Source organism: Enterobacter sp. CP102 (assembly GCF_025152625.1).
GTDB lineage: Bacteria > Pseudomonadota > Gammaproteobacteria > Enterobacterales > Enterobacteriaceae > Enterobacter > Enterobacter soli.
In genome coordinates, this window is record NZ_CP104014.1 from 2,922,769 (window position 1) to 2,937,380 (window position 14,612).

At 53.4% G+C, this 14,612-nt stretch carries 15 protein-coding genes; 6 read left to right on the forward strand and 9 right to left on the reverse strand.

Annotated elements, in window-relative coordinates; genetic code table 11:
• Positions 1 to 80 precede the first annotated feature (80 nt).
• Together yodD and N1249_RS13910 are read left to right on the forward strand one after the other, a co-directional pair.
• The gene (gene yodD, locus N1249_RS13905) at positions 81 to 293 is read left to right on the forward strand and encodes a YodD family peroxide/acid resistance protein (protein ID WP_014070864.1); all 213 of its coding nucleotides are present in this window, start codon (positions 81 to 83) and stop codon (positions 291 to 293) included.
• A 302-nt stretch (positions 294 to 595) separates the two neighbouring features.
• Positions 596 to 1,405: a mannosyl-3-phosphoglycerate phosphatase-related protein gene (locus tag N1249_RS13910; RefSeq protein WP_259830128.1), complete on the forward strand. Its 810-nt coding sequence runs from the start codon at positions 596 to 598 to the stop codon at positions 1,403 to 1,405.
• Here N1249_RS13910 and dgcQ read toward each other — a convergent pair.
• From dgcQ to N1249_RS13925, 3 genes are all read right to left on the reverse strand, one after another.
• Complete coding sequence (dgcQ, locus tag N1249_RS13915; RefSeq protein WP_259830130.1) at positions 1,390 to 3,090, reverse strand: cellulose biosynthesis regulator diguanylate cyclase DgcQ; 1,701 nt, start codon at positions 3,088 to 3,090, stop codon at positions 1,390 to 1,392. The two genes, N1249_RS13910 and dgcQ, sit on opposite strands and share 16 nt — an antisense overlap.
• A 114-nt stretch (positions 3,091 to 3,204) precedes the next feature.
• Positions 3,205 to 3,387, reverse strand: coding sequence for a YodC family protein (locus N1249_RS13920; RefSeq protein ID WP_014070867.1), 183 nt, complete (start codon positions 3,385 to 3,387; stop codon positions 3,205 to 3,207).
• A gap of 78 nt (positions 3,388 to 3,465) precedes the next feature.
• The gene (locus N1249_RS13925) at positions 3,466 to 4,380 is read right to left on the reverse strand and encodes a DUF808 domain-containing protein (RefSeq protein ID WP_259838121.1); all 915 of its coding nucleotides are present in this window, start codon (positions 4,378 to 4,380) and stop codon (positions 3,466 to 3,468) included.
• Between the two features lie 175 nt (positions 4,381 to 4,555).
• Between N1249_RS13925 and yedA the strand changes: the two genes are divergently transcribed.
• The gene (gene yedA / locus N1249_RS13930; RefSeq protein WP_259830132.1) at positions 4,556 to 5,470 is read left to right on the forward strand and encodes a drug/metabolite exporter YedA; all 915 of its coding nucleotides are present in this window, start codon (positions 4,556 to 4,558) and stop codon (positions 5,468 to 5,470) included.
• On the opposite strand, the gene N1249_RS13935 is transcribed toward yedA, so the two are convergent.
• From N1249_RS13935 to drpB, 4 genes are all read right to left on the reverse strand, one after another.
• The gene (locus N1249_RS13935) at positions 5,442 to 5,933 is read right to left on the reverse strand and encodes a very short patch repair endonuclease (protein WP_259830134.1); all 492 of its coding nucleotides are present in this window, start codon (positions 5,931 to 5,933) and stop codon (positions 5,442 to 5,444) included. The two genes, yedA and N1249_RS13935, sit on opposite strands and share 29 nt — an antisense overlap.
• Positions 5,914 to 7,329 carry a DNA cytosine methyltransferase gene (locus N1249_RS13940; protein ID WP_311202492.1) on the reverse strand — a complete coding sequence of 472 codons (1,416 nt, stop codon included), beginning with the start codon at positions 7,327 to 7,329 and terminating at the stop codon, positions 5,914 to 5,916. Before N1249_RS13940 ends, N1249_RS13935 begins: the two co-directional genes overlap by 20 nt.
• A gap of 61 nt (positions 7,330 to 7,390) precedes the next feature.
• On the reverse strand, positions 7,391 to 8,092 hold the full coding sequence (locus N1249_RS13945; protein ID WP_259830138.1) for a phosphohydrolase: 702 nt from the start codon (positions 8,090 to 8,092) through the stop codon (positions 7,391 to 7,393).
• 51 nt (positions 8,093 to 8,143) lie between these two features.
• A complete protein-coding gene (gene drpB, locus N1249_RS13950) occupies positions 8,144 to 8,413 on the reverse strand; it encodes a cell division protein DrpB (protein ID WP_217188546.1) in 270 nt (89 codons plus the stop codon).
• A 624-nt stretch (positions 8,414 to 9,037) separates the two neighbouring features.
• Here drpB and ompC point away from each other — a divergent pair.
• Positions 9,038 to 10,144: a porin OmpC gene (gene ompC, locus N1249_RS13955; protein WP_259830151.1), complete on the forward strand. Its 1,107-nt coding sequence runs from the start codon at positions 9,038 to 9,040 to the stop codon at positions 10,142 to 10,144.
• A gap of 57 nt (positions 10,145 to 10,201) precedes the next feature.
• Here the strand turns inward: ompC and N1249_RS13960 are convergent, their stop codons facing one another.
• Entirely contained in the window at positions 10,202 to 11,065 is an 864-nt protein-coding gene (locus N1249_RS13960; RefSeq protein ID WP_259830158.1) for an N-acetylmuramic acid 6-phosphate etherase, read from the reverse strand.
• 163 nt (positions 11,066 to 11,228) lie between these two features.
• On the opposite strand from N1249_RS13960, the gene N1249_RS13965 reads away from it, so the two are divergent.
• Together N1249_RS13965 and dcuR are read left to right on the forward strand one after the other, a co-directional pair.
• The gene (locus N1249_RS13965; RefSeq protein ID WP_259830160.1) at positions 11,229 to 12,857 is read left to right on the forward strand and encodes a sensor histidine kinase; all 1,629 of its coding nucleotides are present in this window, start codon (positions 11,229 to 11,231) and stop codon (positions 12,855 to 12,857) included.
• On the forward strand, positions 12,854 to 13,573 hold the full coding sequence (dcuR, locus tag N1249_RS13970; protein ID WP_166716039.1) for a two-component system response regulator DcuR: 720 nt from the start codon (positions 12,854 to 12,856) through the stop codon (positions 13,571 to 13,573). The genes N1249_RS13965 and dcuR overlap by 4 nt, the downstream gene beginning before the upstream one ends.
• Here the strand turns inward: dcuR and N1249_RS13975 are convergent.
• Positions 13,554 to 14,516, reverse strand: a complete 963-nt coding sequence (locus N1249_RS13975; protein WP_259830164.1) for an FAD:protein FMN transferase — start codon at positions 14,514 to 14,516, stop codon at positions 13,554 to 13,556. The two genes, dcuR and N1249_RS13975, sit on opposite strands and share 20 nt — an antisense overlap.
• Positions 14,517 to 14,612 lie beyond the last annotated feature (96 nt).

A 14,612-nucleotide genomic window follows, 5' to 3' on the forward strand; every position in this document is an offset into this window, starting at 1 on the left:
TCTCATCGCCACCTGGCGTGAATGGCGTTTTTGTGTGCGGTCTATACTTAAGTGTGGACGGGTTGAATGAGGTGTATGTAATGAAGACCGGAAATGAGAAGAGCGATATCGATGTAAATGTCGATGCCCTGCTCGCCGCCATTAATGAAATCAGTGAGAGTGAAGTTCGCCGGCGGGAAGATGACCCCACGCGAGTCATGGTAAACGGGCGGGATTACCATACCTATCGCGAGCTGGCCGAAGCCTTTGAGCTTGATATTCACGACTTTAGCGTGACGGAAATAAACCGTTAATGCGAAAAAAATCCCGGTCATGGGGATGACCGGGATGAAACTTGCTTATGCAAGAAGCACTTGAAAATTCGTTACACCAGGAAATCTGATGTGTCATCCACACTATCCCCAACAATTTTGTATGACAAGGAAATATTCTCTATATAAATATAACTTAGTAAGAATGTGCGTTTTAGTTATGTGTACCAACATGCGCCGCCAGCGGGTTTAACGGTATCGGTTCCATAACAAAACCGTTCGACGCACGGATCTTTTTTAGGAATATTCTTAGTAGAATTGCTAATCCTTTATCAGGAGTTGTTATGCCTTCACTACAGGACACCCTGCTGGTTTTTACTGACCTCGACGGTACACTGCTGGATATCCATACCTACGACTGGCAACCCGCGATGCCCTGGCTGGACCGACTTCAGGACTATCAGGTCCCGGTGATTCTCTGTAGCAGCAAGACGGCAGCGGAAGTGATTGCTATCCAGCAGGATCTGGGGCTTGAAGGATTGCCATTCATTGCTGAAAACGGCGCGGTGATCCAGCTGGATGTACGCTGGGAAGCGCACCCGGCGGCTCCAAGGCTTATCAAAGGCATTTCGCACGGCAACATTCGCCACTTCATCGAACAGCTCCGCCAGCAAGAGGGCTACAAATTCACTACCTTTGACGATGTTGACGAGCGTGTAGTCAGCGAGTGGACGGGCCTGAGTCGCGCCCGCGCGGCACTGGCGCGCCGGCATGAAGCTTCCGTTACGCTTATCTGGCGCGACAGCGATGAACAGATGGCACGCTTTGAAGACGATCTCGCTCATCGGGGGCTGAAGTTCGTCCAGGGTGCCCGCTTCTGGCACATACTGGATGCGCGTGAAGGTAAAGATCGGGCGGTAAGCTGGTTAATTGAGCAATACCGCGCGCTTGAAGGCATCACCCCCACCACTCTTGGTCTGGGGGACGGCCCCAATGACGCCCCGCTCCTGGACAGCGTTGATTTCGCCGTGGTGGTCAAAGGGATCAACCGCCAGGGCGTACAGCTTAAAGATGATAACCCCGAGCGGGTGTATCACACCCGTCTCCCCGGCCCTGCTGGCTGGCACGAGGGGCTGGATCACTTCTTGTCCTGATCGTCCCACACCACCTGATTACGCCCGCGCTGTTTTGCCCGATACAACCGGGCATCCGCGATAGACTGGAGTTGCTCGAAGTCATAGTTACCTTTCTCCTGCGCACAGCTTACGCCAAGCGACGCGCTGACCCGTACGGTGGTGCTTTTTTTCACCAGGATCTCTTTGCTGTTGATGTGTGAGCGAATACGCTCGGCTACCTCGGCCGCTTCGTCAAGAGCAATGCCGGGCAGTACCACGCAAAACTCCTCGCCGCCCACGCGACCAGCAACATCGTTGGTACGAAGCGCGCTGGCAATCAGGCCCGCCGAATGCGACAACACCCGGTCCCCGGCCTGATGGCCGAAGCGGTCATTAATGCTCTTGAAGTGATCGAGATCGATCTGGATAACCGAGAACGGCAGCGACTGCTGCGCACAGCTTTTCGCCAGTATTTTGGCGCGTTCGAAGAGTGCGCCGCGATTGTTCAGACGGGTTAACGGGTCGTGCCACGCCTGCCACTGCAACGTGTGCTGGAGCGCATACATGTTACTGACCATACGGCGGATCACCAGCCAGGAGATCAGCAGCATGGCGGTGAAGAGCGCCCACAGCAACGCCAGAACGATACTGATGCTGCCAAAATCACCCCGTACACCGTCATGCAACGTATGTACCCGCAGGACAACGCCATCAAAGTGATCCAGACGCTCCCAGCTCACAAAGCGACTACCCAGTCGGACACCGCCCTCAGTATCGCTTTCAATATCATAAGCTATCTGCGCCAGCTCTCGTTCGTCAAAACGGTTAATGTGGCCCGCAGCGGGCTCTGAAGAGGCAATCAGGTTGAGACGGGTATCGTAAAGCTGGTACTCCCCTTCCGTGTGATCGGACGTCGCATCAGTCAGAAGACGCTTCATGGTGGAAAGAGAAAAATCCATTGCCACAACGCCGTACCAGTAGTGGTCGTAATAGATAGGCACGCTGGCGGTAATCGCCTGCTCGCCGCCGGTCCAGGATGACGGCGGCGAGATAAACCAGCGCACGGCCCGCGCGCGGTTGGCGCGCTCAGATTGCTGAACAAACCACGGCTGCGTCACCAGTTGATAATAGCGGGGAACGATATCTTCCGTGCGGGAGACGGTATCCGTTGAAAGGTAAAACCCGGCGCGAGAAACATACACCACCCGCTCTTCCTTACGCGTCGACGAGGAGCCAAGGCGCAGCAAATATCCTACTTCTAGCGCGGCAGACAGTTCGTTATTCAACAGATCGTCATCGCGATTCAGCAGCGTGGTTTTCTCTACAAACGCATCCGACACGCCGTTTATCGGTAGCGTGCGGTCTTTATCAACGGCGAGCTGCCAGGAAGGGATGTTACGCAGGCCTTCAAAACGCTGAACGGCTTCATGCAATACGCCGAAAGCCAGTGGGACCTGGAGCGCATCACGCATACTGTGGCGGAAAAAAAGCAGTTTATCCACGCTGAACTGCAACTGCCTGTCCAGCGCCGTGGCGACCGTTTCCAGGTGGTTGCGCTGGCTGGAGACATACGCCCCCTCAAGCACCACCACTTCACGCCAGGTCAGGAGCGTGGAAAAGACTAACACTACCAGAAAACAGAGATTAACAATCAAGCGGGGATTGCTGCGTTTATGCAGCCATTGCAGAAAGGTTCGTTTCACCACATAGGTATCGCGCTGCACACACACTCCCTGATTGCCACCCTACAGCCTCCGCCCCAACCCTGGCGCAGAAACATGCAGTACGATTAACCTGCTTACCAGTAAAAACGCCCGGCGAGGCCGGGCGTTACGTGATTAAGCCTTGTCGCGCTTTTGCCGGCCTTCACCTGGCAACAGCTCGTCCTCACGAAAAGCCTCCCGCTTGATGCCGTAACCATCATGCCACCGACACTCCACCATTCCGCTGGAATATCCGGTGACAATCATGCGAGGACCGCCATTCTTGGGCTTAACTTCATCACTGACCAAAAAGACCATACCTGCCTCCTGTATCAGGGTGAAACTGTTTCAATTTAGACGAGGAATGGCCTTTTTGCATCCCTGACAAGGTAACAATTAGTGCGACGTTCCGCGCATCTTTTCGACCAGTTTTACCGCCGCGACCACCACGCCACCGATGATAAATCCGAGTACCAGATTTAACAGGGTTGGCACAACCGCCGCCGCAATGGCTCCCTGAGCCGAGGCAAAATGTTCAATCGCGTGGTGAAGCGGCGCAATACCGTGTACCACAATCCCGCCCCCCACAAGGAACATCGCCAGTGTTCCCACAACCGACAAGACTTTCATCAGCCACGGCGCCAGCACCAGCAGCCCTTTACCAATAGCCTTAGCGATAACACTCGATTTCTCTGCCAGCCAGTAACCCATATCGTCCAGTTTGACGATAATTCCCACCAGACCGTAAACCCCCACGGTTACCAGAATCGCGATACCGGAGAGGATCAGCACCTGGTTCAGCAGCGGTGATTCAGAGACAATCCCGAGCGTAATCGCCACGATTTCCGCCGAAAGAATAAAGTCGGTACGAATAGCGCCTTTGATCTTATCGCGCTCGAAAGCCATCGGATCCTGAGCGGCAAGCGCCTCCAGACGTTGCTGGCGCGCCTGCGGCGTCTCATTTTCTTTGCGTGACGCAAATGAATGCAGGACTTTTTCCACGCCCTCAAAACAGAGAAACGCCCCCCCCACCATCAGCAGCGGCGTGATGGCCCACGGGATAAATGCGCTGATCAGCAGTGCCAGCGGCACCAGGATCACTTTGTTAATAAAAGAACCCTTTGCCACGCCCCAGACAACCGGCAATTCGCGGTTCGCCCGCACCCCGGTCACCTGCTGGGCATTCAGCGATAAATCATCCCCCAGAACGCCAGCGGTCTTTTTCGCCGCCAGTTTTCCCATGACCGAAATGTCATCCAGCAAGGTGGCAATATCGTCCAGCAATGTTAACAAGCTACTTCCTGCCAAAATCTCTATCCTTCTTTTTTTGGTAATTAAGTGAATAGTATGGAGCAAAAGCGAAAACCCTGAAACAGGCACCTCAAGTCAACAAAAAATTCACATCAACTACACAATTAAAGGGCTCGCCAGCGAGATAGTTTTCACGTTTACTATCAGCGACCTTTTTATTCCGTCGTGAGGGACTATGCGTTTCCGGCACCTGTTACCGCTCATTGGAGCGCTTTTTTCGCTGTATATCATCTGGGGTTCCACCTATTTTGTCATTCGTATCGGTGTAGAAAGTTGGCCACCGCTGATGATGGCGGGTACGCGTTTCCTCTCGGCGGGCGTGCTACTGACAGCCTTTTTATTGCTGCGTGGCCATAAACTTCCGCCTCTGCGCCCGATGTTAAATGCCGCCCTGATTGGCGTGCTGCTGTTGGCCGTCGGTAATGGTTTCGTGACCGTGGCAGAACACCAGAATGTGCCATCCGGCATCGCTGCCGTGGTCGTGGCGACAGTGCCGCTGTTTACGCTGTGCTTTAGCCGACTTTTCGGTATCAGGACCCGCAAACTGGAGTGGATGGGCATTGGCATCGGGCTTGCGGGAATTATTTTGCTTAACAGCGGCGGCAACCTGAGCGGGAATCCGTGGGGAGCCATTCTTATCCTGATTGGCTCGATGAGCTGGGCGTTTGGTTCCGTTTATGGCTCCCGTATCGAATTGCCGTCCGGCATGATGGCAGGCGCGATCGAGATGCTCGCGGCAGGTGTTGTGCTGTTTATCGCCTCCATAATCTCGGGTGAAAAACTGACAACCATGCCGGATTTATCAGGCTTCCTGGCTGTGGGGTATCTGGCGTTGTTTGGCTCCATCATCGCCATCAATGCGTATATGTTCCTGATCCGCAATGTTTCACCGGCCGTGGCAACCAGTTATGCCTACGTCAACCCGGTAGTCGCCGTGTTGCTGGGGACGGGATTCGCTGGCGAGACGCTGTCGCCAGTTGAATGGCTGGCGTTAGGGGTGATTATTCTGGCGGTTGTGCTGGTGACGTTAGGCAAGTATTTGCTGCCTGCTAAACCGGTGGTCACGCCTTGTGAGGCGGATAAACTGTAAAAGGGTGAATGCCCTGAGTGTCAATCTGCGCGGCCTGACCGCCGCCGCAGATCCACTCTTCCAGCCGCTCGCTAAGCCCTGCGTCATCCAGCTTCAATTTGCCGCGTAGCGCGCATTCCCACACCACCAGTACCCGCCATCCTTGCGAGATAAGCATCCCGATATCGCGTGTGTCGCGCGCCACATTTTTGCCGATTTTATTCAGCCAGAAATCGGTGCGAGTGGCTGGCACTTTAAACAGATAGCAGTTGTGGTGATGCCAGAAACAGCCGTGGGTAAAGATGATGCACTGGTACTGTTCGATAACGAAATCAGGACGCCCGGGAAGTACTGCATCCTGCACCCGAAAATCAAACCCTGCCTGAGTCAGCAGCCCCGCCAGCCGTTTTTCGATTGCGGTATCACGCGTGCCGATAGCACGCATGTTTTTGCTGCGGGTGGCCTTATTGTGCACATCCGTCATTGACGGTCTCACTCTCGCGAAGCGCAACGGCCTGTCTGATGCGTGATGCCAGTAATTTCGCTACCGCCGCAAACGCCGGAACCACCACCGAGTTACCAAACTGACGATACGCCTGGGTGTCGGAGACCGGAATGCGGAAGCTATACCCTTGCGGTGTTTCAAACCCCATTAACCGGGCGCACTCGCGCGGGGTTAAACGGCGCGGGCGGTGACGCTGGTTCTGCGGGTCGTCAAAATCCTTCTCGCCCAGCGCTTTATCCCAGCCACGGTCGATCAGGATCTCTGCGCCATCTTTGTAATAGCGAGCCGATAACGTCCGGGTTACGCAGCCCGGATCTTTCGGGTTAACCATACCAAAACCGAAGCCATTGCCTTTGGCCTGGTGCTTTTTGGCATAGCGATAGAGGTACTTCCACAGCACTGGCGTCAGGATGAATTTCGCATCCACGGCAGGCTCCAGTAGCTCAGCAACCGTCGGACGACGCGCCGGATAGAGCGATGGGATATCCCGCAGGGTGAAGTCACCCTTCAGATTGAGGTCGCGGCGGAACCCCACCAGCACAATGCGCTCGCGATGCTGGGGCAGGAAATGTTTGCCATCGATAATTTTCGGATCGTCGGCACCCATATCCTGTGAATCCGCCACATCGTAGCCAAGCTCATCGAGCGTTTGCATGATGATACGGAAAGTTTTCCCGCCATCGTGGCTCTTTAAGTTCTTCACGTTTTCCAGCACAAAAATGGCCGGACGGCGGGCATCAATAATACGGGCCACATCGAAAAAGAGTGTGCCCTGGGTGTCGCAGGCAAAACCGTGAGCGCGACCTAACGCATTTTTCTTTGACACTCCGGCTAAAGAGAATGGCTGACACGGGAAGCCCGCCAGCAGCACATCATGTTCCGGGATGGTCTGGCGAATATGCTCAGCAGCGTCTTTATCGCTGACACCGTCTTTATGGCTCAGGGTCGCTTCGCGGATATCGGCATTAAACTGGTGGCTGGCAGGATCGCAGTACCAGTTCGCTTTGTAGGTGCGCACGGCATGTTTGTTCCATTCGCTGGTAAACACGCACTGGCCACCAATGGCTTCAAACCCGTGCCGAATACCGCCGATACCGGCAAAGAGATCGATAAAGCGGAAAGCATAGTTCGGGTGTGCCGCCGGAGGGCGCGGAAGCAAATTTTGCAGATAGCGATATTCGCCGTCGCTCAGACGATGCCCTGCCCGCTCGCTGGTCAGCAGTCTTTTCAGTATTGCCGGGCTCCAGTGGCTTTCACCATAAGCCTCCAGCTGGTTTGCCAGCGTTTTTGCATCATAGATATCCAGCAACTGACGCAGTAATGCCTGCACAGCTACCGTAGATTTTGCCGCCTGTGCAGGCGCGGGTTCAGTCACTGATCGATTTTCCTGCATTCTTTTAACCGGACAATAAAGACTGGAAACAGATTACCACAGTTCAGGACTGCAAACTGCGACGGAAGCGGCTCTGCACCTGGCTGTCGACGCCCAGGCAGTCGCCCTGTAATTCGGCACTCAGTTTCGCCATAAACTGAATCAGGTAATCGGCGTTGTGACGCGCCATTTCGCGCCCGATTTCCGTTTGCATGGTGTCTGGCAGACGCAGCAGTTTGGTCTGGAAATGATCCAGTGCAAAGGCTTTGTCGTTCAACGTACGTGAATCGGCAAAGGGATCGTTGGCATCAAACAATGGCACACCTAATGCCCCTGATACGGCAAAAACGCGCGCCAGACCAATGGCTCCCAGCGCTTCAAGCCTGTCCGCATCCTGGACAATTTTCGCCTCTGGTGTGAGGGGTGTGATCCCGGCGCTAAAGCTGTGCGCCTCTATCGCATGTTCCACGGCGCTGTAGCGCTCTGGCGGGAAATCGGGGAAGTCGTCACTCAGGATCTGGCGAGTTTTGCGTGCCGCAAGCACTGAAGACTGGCTGCGTTCAGGGTGATTTTTGGGCAGGCTGACAATGTCATGGAAATAGCATGAGGTGAGCACCACCAGTGGATCGGCCGCCTCGTTCACCATCATCTTCTGCGCCGTCATCCACACGCGGCGAAAGTGAGAGATATCGTGTGCGGTATCATCGGTAGAATGGTGTTGTTCCAGCCAGCTTTCAAAGCGGTGTTGCCACTGCGTAAGTTCCATAATCACGTCCTGTCGCCAAAAAGGTTACAATAGCAACTTTCCCAACGGCTATCACTGCCTGTCAGTACGGGGACGCGTGTACCAGGCAATCCCACCCAGAATCAGGCCAACGGCACCCAGAACCAAAAACCCCAGTAATGCACCAAGCCATTTACCGCTGGTTGACCCTAAATCGCCCTCAACAACGGAACCGGACACGGCGGGAATTTTACTGACCACCCACACATAACGAACCATGGCCCACATGAAATATCCGCAAAATGCATAAAACAGCCACAGGGCCAGTTTGCCTCCCAGGCTCCGATCGATATTTTGTTCCATTCTCACCCCCCTGTTGCACGGTCGCGACGTTACCACTTTCACATCACACGTTTATTTTTGTGACTTTTATCACATTTTGTCACTGAATGCTGTCTCAGGCGACGCTTTCTGCGCCTCAGTTTGCGTTAAGTTGATCTCAGGCAAATTTCCCCCGTCGCGCCTGCCGCTTAACGTGGTAAAGGCATAAATCCCAATGCTCTGTGTTTAAATCGATTACGTAACATGAAAGAAAATCAGAAACCTATTTTCCTTCTTGAGTTATTTTACCCTCCCATGATCATTCAATGACTTATTTAATAAACACGTATTAACCACTCATAAAATATATAACCAATGCAAATGTTAACGCCCAGACTTGGCTATAATTCATTTACAAATCCAATGTAAAAAACTCAAAAACACCCATAACACAATGAAAATAAAAACATAAATAATGCAAATATGTTTTCATCACTCATAGATTTGAAAAATAAAGAGATCATTAGAAATATATTGAAATAAAAACAATCATTTAATTACATTTATTTTTGAACAAATATCGCGCCACATAGAATAGTATCGGCGATGTAATTACGGAGGGTGATTACGTATATTCATAGAATCTATATTTATAGGGAATATATAATGAAAAGAAAAGTTCTGGCAATTCTTGTCCCCGCAATGTTAGTCGCAGGCGCAGCAAATGCAGCTGAGATTTATAACAAGAACGGGAATAAAGTGGATTTCTACGGCAAGGTTGACGCTCGCCATACCTTCTCCGATCACGTCGGTGATGACGGCGACGGTACCTACGTACAGATTGGTTTCAAAGGCGAAACCCAGATCAACAATGAGCTTACGGGTTATGGTCAGTGGGAATACAAATCTTACGCTAACAATACTGAAAGCTCTGGTGCTAATGCCTTTACCCGCCTGGCGTTTGCTGGCCTGAAGTATGCAGAATATGGTTCATTCGATTACGGCCGTAACTACGGTGTGGTATACGATATTGAATCCTGGACCGATATGCTGCCGGTGTTCGGTGGTGATACTTATACCTGGACTGACAACTTTATGGTTGGCCGCGCTAACGGTATTGCTACCTACCGTAATACCGACTTCTTCGGTGCCGTTGAAGGACTGGATTTTGCCATTCAATACCAGGGCAATAACGAAAGCTCATCTAACAACCAGGAAGGCACCAACAACGGCCGCAGCGTTCGTTTCCAGAACGGCGATGGCTGGGGTATCTCCTCTACCTATAATTTCGCCGAAGGTTTCAGCGCCGGTGCTGCATATGCCTCTTCTGACCGTACCAACGACCAGGTGCGTAGCACCAACGCCGGTGGTGACAAAGCGGACGTCTGGACCGTGGGCCTGAAGTACGATGCTCGCGATATCTACCTGGCCGCCATGTACGCAGAAACCCGTAACATGACCCCTTACGGTGACTTCGGTGTTGCAAACAAAACCCAGAACGTCGAAATCACGGCTCAATACCAGTTCGACTTTGGTCTGCGTCCATCCGTTGCTTTCCTGATGTCTAAAGGTAAAGACCTGAATTCCGCGTTCGGGAATGACAAAGATCTGGTGAAATACACCGATATCGCAGCAACTTACTACTTCAACAAAAACATGTCAGCTTACGTTGATTACAAAATCAACCTGCTGGATGGAGACGATGACTTCTACAGCGCCAACGGCATCAGTACCGATGACGTTGTGGGTATCGGTATGGTTTACCAGTTCTAATACCCCAAAAACACCAAAGCCCGCTTCTGCGGGCTTTTTTGTCTCACGTTTTAGTAACTAAGGCGCTTCCTGCAAGGCCACCCGAATAAACCCATTATTCTGTGAAAGCAGTTCATGGGCATTCCACGCATCCAGACCGGTCAGCACCATCAGCACGGCGGTTTTACAATTGTGATTGCAGCTTTCCAGCGCGGCTTTCGCTACCGCCCGGGTACAGCCCCCCGCTTCCATCACTATTGCAATTTGCCGCTCTGCCCATTTGGTACTGCTGGCTTCAAGATCCACCCGCAGATTGCTGTAAACCCGCCCGCTACGTACCGCCAGCCCGGTGGTGACCATATTAAGGATCATTTTCTGGGCGATCCCGGCTTTGGTATTGCTAAAACCAGCCACCACATCGGCGCCCAGCTCCGGTGCGATCACCATGCTCGCCAGCTGTGCCGCCTCACTTTGCGCATCGCTGGTGACAACCGCCAGCGGCGACCCCAGCGACCAGGCATGTCGCATCGCTCCCCACACCCACGGCGTTTTACCGCTGACGGTCAGGGCCAGCATCATATCGTGCTCGCCAAATTTGATCGCCTGGAGCTCGGCCACACCCCGCTCATAATTTCCGGCGCCGTCACCTGCCGTAAGGGCAATAACGGGATGCTTGCCTGGCGCATACTCTTGCGCTGCCTGCTCGGCCATCCGCCCGGAAGGCCCTGCGCCCACAATCACCAGGCGGCCGCCATGGCTCAGGGTTGCCGCAGCGTTATCCACCACGCGAGCGATGGTGCTTAAAAATGGGGTAATGGCAGAGGAGATGCGTGCGTCTTCCTGGTGAATGACTTGCAGCATGTCCAGCGTGGACAATCTATCAATGTTGATCGTGCTGGAATGCCGTCTTTCCTTGACTGAACCGGTAAGCATAATGCTCATAAACAGCCTCCTTATTATGAGTTCACACACACTATAAAGGGTTTTATATGGATGACATGCGAGGAGGTTCACGAAAAGAGGAGCAAAGGCAAGTTTTACATAGCTTTAAGAAACGCGCGTCATCGGCGATAATTAGCCCTTTCTTATTCATCGCGGAGTGTTGATGAGCGATTTGCAGCCTTTTCCCCTGACGCGCAAGCGCCCCATGAAGCTGAACACGCTGGTCACCCTGATGGTCTGCGCCATTATAGGCTCGGTCCTGCTGGTGGTGTTCGCGCTCTATTCTGTGCAAATCACCCGGGCGACGCGCGATGATGTTAAAGATACCGCTCTGGGGATTGCCAGAACGCTGGCCGACAGCCCGGAAGTCAAACGCGGACTGATGCAACCGCCGCAGGCCGATATTATTCAACCCATCGCGCAGGCCGTCACGCAGCGTAACGATCTGCTGTTCACGGTGGTGACCGATATGCGGGGGATCCGCTACTCTCACCCAAACGAAGCGCTTTTAGGGCTGCATTTTATCGGGGATGACCTGACGCCGGCGCTGGAAGGAAAAGAGAATGTCTCCGTCAATCGGGGCGTACTCGCAGAAGCGCTGCGCGTGTTTACCCCGATTTATGATGCACAGCACGAGCAGATCGGCGTCGTCGTGGTGGGGATTTCACTCAATAAAGTTGAAGAGCAAATCACCCGCGGGCGGCAAAATGCCCTCTGGACCATCCTGTTCAGTATCCTGATGAGCTCTATTGGGATCTGGGGCCTGGTCCGCGTCCTGAAACGCATCCTGTTTGGTCTTGAGCCTTATGAAATCTCCGCGCTGTTTGAGCAGCGTCAGGCGATGTTGCAGTCCTTGCGTGAAGGTGTGGTTGCCGTCGACATTCATGGCCGGGTCACGATGATAAACCATGCAGCCCGGCAGATTTTGCTGCTGCCATCGGGCCAGTCCGCTGATAATACCGGTGAACCGCCCCACTCTCCTCTGCTGGCAAGCCTCAGAGAAGTGTCGAAAACCGGGGTTGCCCGTCAGGATCAGGAGATCAGCTGCAACGGCCGTTTGCTGCTCTGCAACATGGTGCCCGTTAAGAGCCAGAATCAGGTGATTGGGGCCATCAGCACCTTCCGTGATAAGACCGAAATCAGCCAGTTGATGCAGCGCATTGACGGCATGGTCAACTATGTCGATGCCCTGCGTTCCCATACCCACGAGTTTATGAATAAGCTGCATGTTATCCTGGGTTTGTTGCACATAAAGCGTTACGACAAACTGGAAGAGTACATTATCCAGACCGCGCAAAATTACCAGACCGACATCGGCGCGATTCAGGGCAAGATTAAGTCACCGGTGATCGCGGGCTTTTTGCTGGGCAAAATTAATCGCGCCAAAGAGGCCGGTTTTACCCTGACCCTGGCCGATGAGTGCCAGCTACCGGATTGTACCAACGAAGAACAGGTCGCGGTGCTCATTACCGTGCTCGGTAATTTGATTGAAAATGCACTGGACGCGATGGCGGGCCAGCGTGAAGGCGAAATTAGCCTGCTCCTGCACTACCAGAATGGCTGGCTCAGCTGTGAAGTTAGCGATGACGGCCCCGGGATTGATCCTGTGCGGCTGGAAGATATTTTTAACAAAGGCTACTCAACGAAAGGTGAAAACCGTGGCGTTGGGCTGTTCCTTGCTCGCCAGCAGATCCACAACCTCGGCGGAGACATCACCGTCGAGTCGGAACCTGGCGTTTTTACCCAATTTTTTGTTCAGATCCCCTGGGATAGCGAGAGGAATATCGCGTGATAAATGTATTAATTGTCGATGATGATGCCATGGTGGCCGACCTCAACCGTCTGTATGTTAACCGCGTTGAGGGATTTAGCTGCTGCGGCGTCGCCTCCACGCTCAACCAGGCCGAGGCGTATATTAACAATCCGGCTCAGCCTATCGATCTGGTGCTGCTGGACGTCTACATGCAGCAGGATAACGGGCTCGATCTCCTGCCGGTCATCCGTGCATCTGGTCGCCAGATTGACGTCATCATGATCTCTTCAGCGTCTGATGCGGTAACGATCCAGACCTCCATGCATTACGGCGTGGTGGATTACCTGATTAAACCGTTCCAGTTCCCGCGTTTTGAAGAGGCGCTTAACGGCTGGAAGGCGAAACACAGCCTGATGGGATCGCACCAGTATTATGAACAGGCGGATGTCGACAGGCTTCTGCATGGCGGTGCGCCAGAGCTGGCAGACAGCAAGCGTCTGCCGAAAGGCTTAACCCCACAGACGCTGCGCACCATTTGCCAGTGGATTGACGCACACCCGGATGTGGAGTTTTCAACCGACGACCTGGCAAATGCGGTGAATATTTCACGCGTATCGTGCCGCAAATATCTTATCTGGCTGGCGCAAATCACCATTCTGTTTACCAGCATTCACTACGGTGCAACGGGGCGTCCAGTGTATCGCTACCGGCTCCAGCCGGAACAGATTGGCCTGCTCAGACAGTACTGCCAGTAATGCGATAACCGTTATCCAGTAACGTAAAGCGGAAGAGGTGTTTTGATGAGAAAACCACCTCTTTCGCTTTCGTGACGAAGATGGCTTCAATGTCTGGCCGCGCACGCAGCGCCGCACAGCCCTTCTCAACCCCCATGCCAAACATCAGCGTGGTCCAGATATCACCGTCGATAGAGTTCTTTGAAACAATCGTCACGCTATCCAGCTCATTATCCAGCGGATAACCGGTGCGCGGGTCAAGGATATGGTGATAGCGTTTACCATCTTGCTCAAAGTAACGCTCATAGGTACCGGAAGTCACAACGGACATATTCTCGACGTCCATCGTGCCGATCAGTTCATCCGCAGCGAACGGTTTTTTCAGCCCCACGCTCCAGCCGCCTTCCGGCGATCCCAGCGTCTGGATGTTACCGCCCAGGTTAATCAGCCCCAGTTCTGCCCCCTCTTTACGCAGGTAATCGCGCACCCTGTCGGCGATATAGCCTTTGGCAATGGCGCCCAGATCAATCTCCATTCCCGCTTTGGCCAGTAATACGTTGCTTTTTGCTTCATCAAGCAGGACATCTTCGGGCCGGGTTATCAAAAGCAGTGAAGCAATGTCCTCGGCGGGCGGCACAGTGTCGCCTTTAAAACCGATTTTCCAGCGTTTCACTAGCGGGCCGATCGCCAGATTAAAAGCACTTCCCGGATACAGGCTGGCGGCTTTTGCACAACGAATAAGTTCGAATACAGGCTGGCTGACGGTAACCGGGTGACGCCCGGCCGCATGGTTGATATCCATCACCTGAGATTGGGCGCGGTTTACGGTGAGTAAATCTTCATACTGTTTGATTAAACGGAAAACGCGGGAGGCAAGCGCCTCGTCGTGGGAAAAGAGTTTCAGAAGGATGGGCGACCCCATCAGCACGGCGGAATAACTGTAGACACGGTTGGCAGAAGGCATGGACAGGGCTCCTTGGTTGACATGCCGGATATGCTTCGCTTATCCGGCCTACGGGTCAGGTGCCATTTGTACGTTTCATGCCCGGTAAGCACAGTG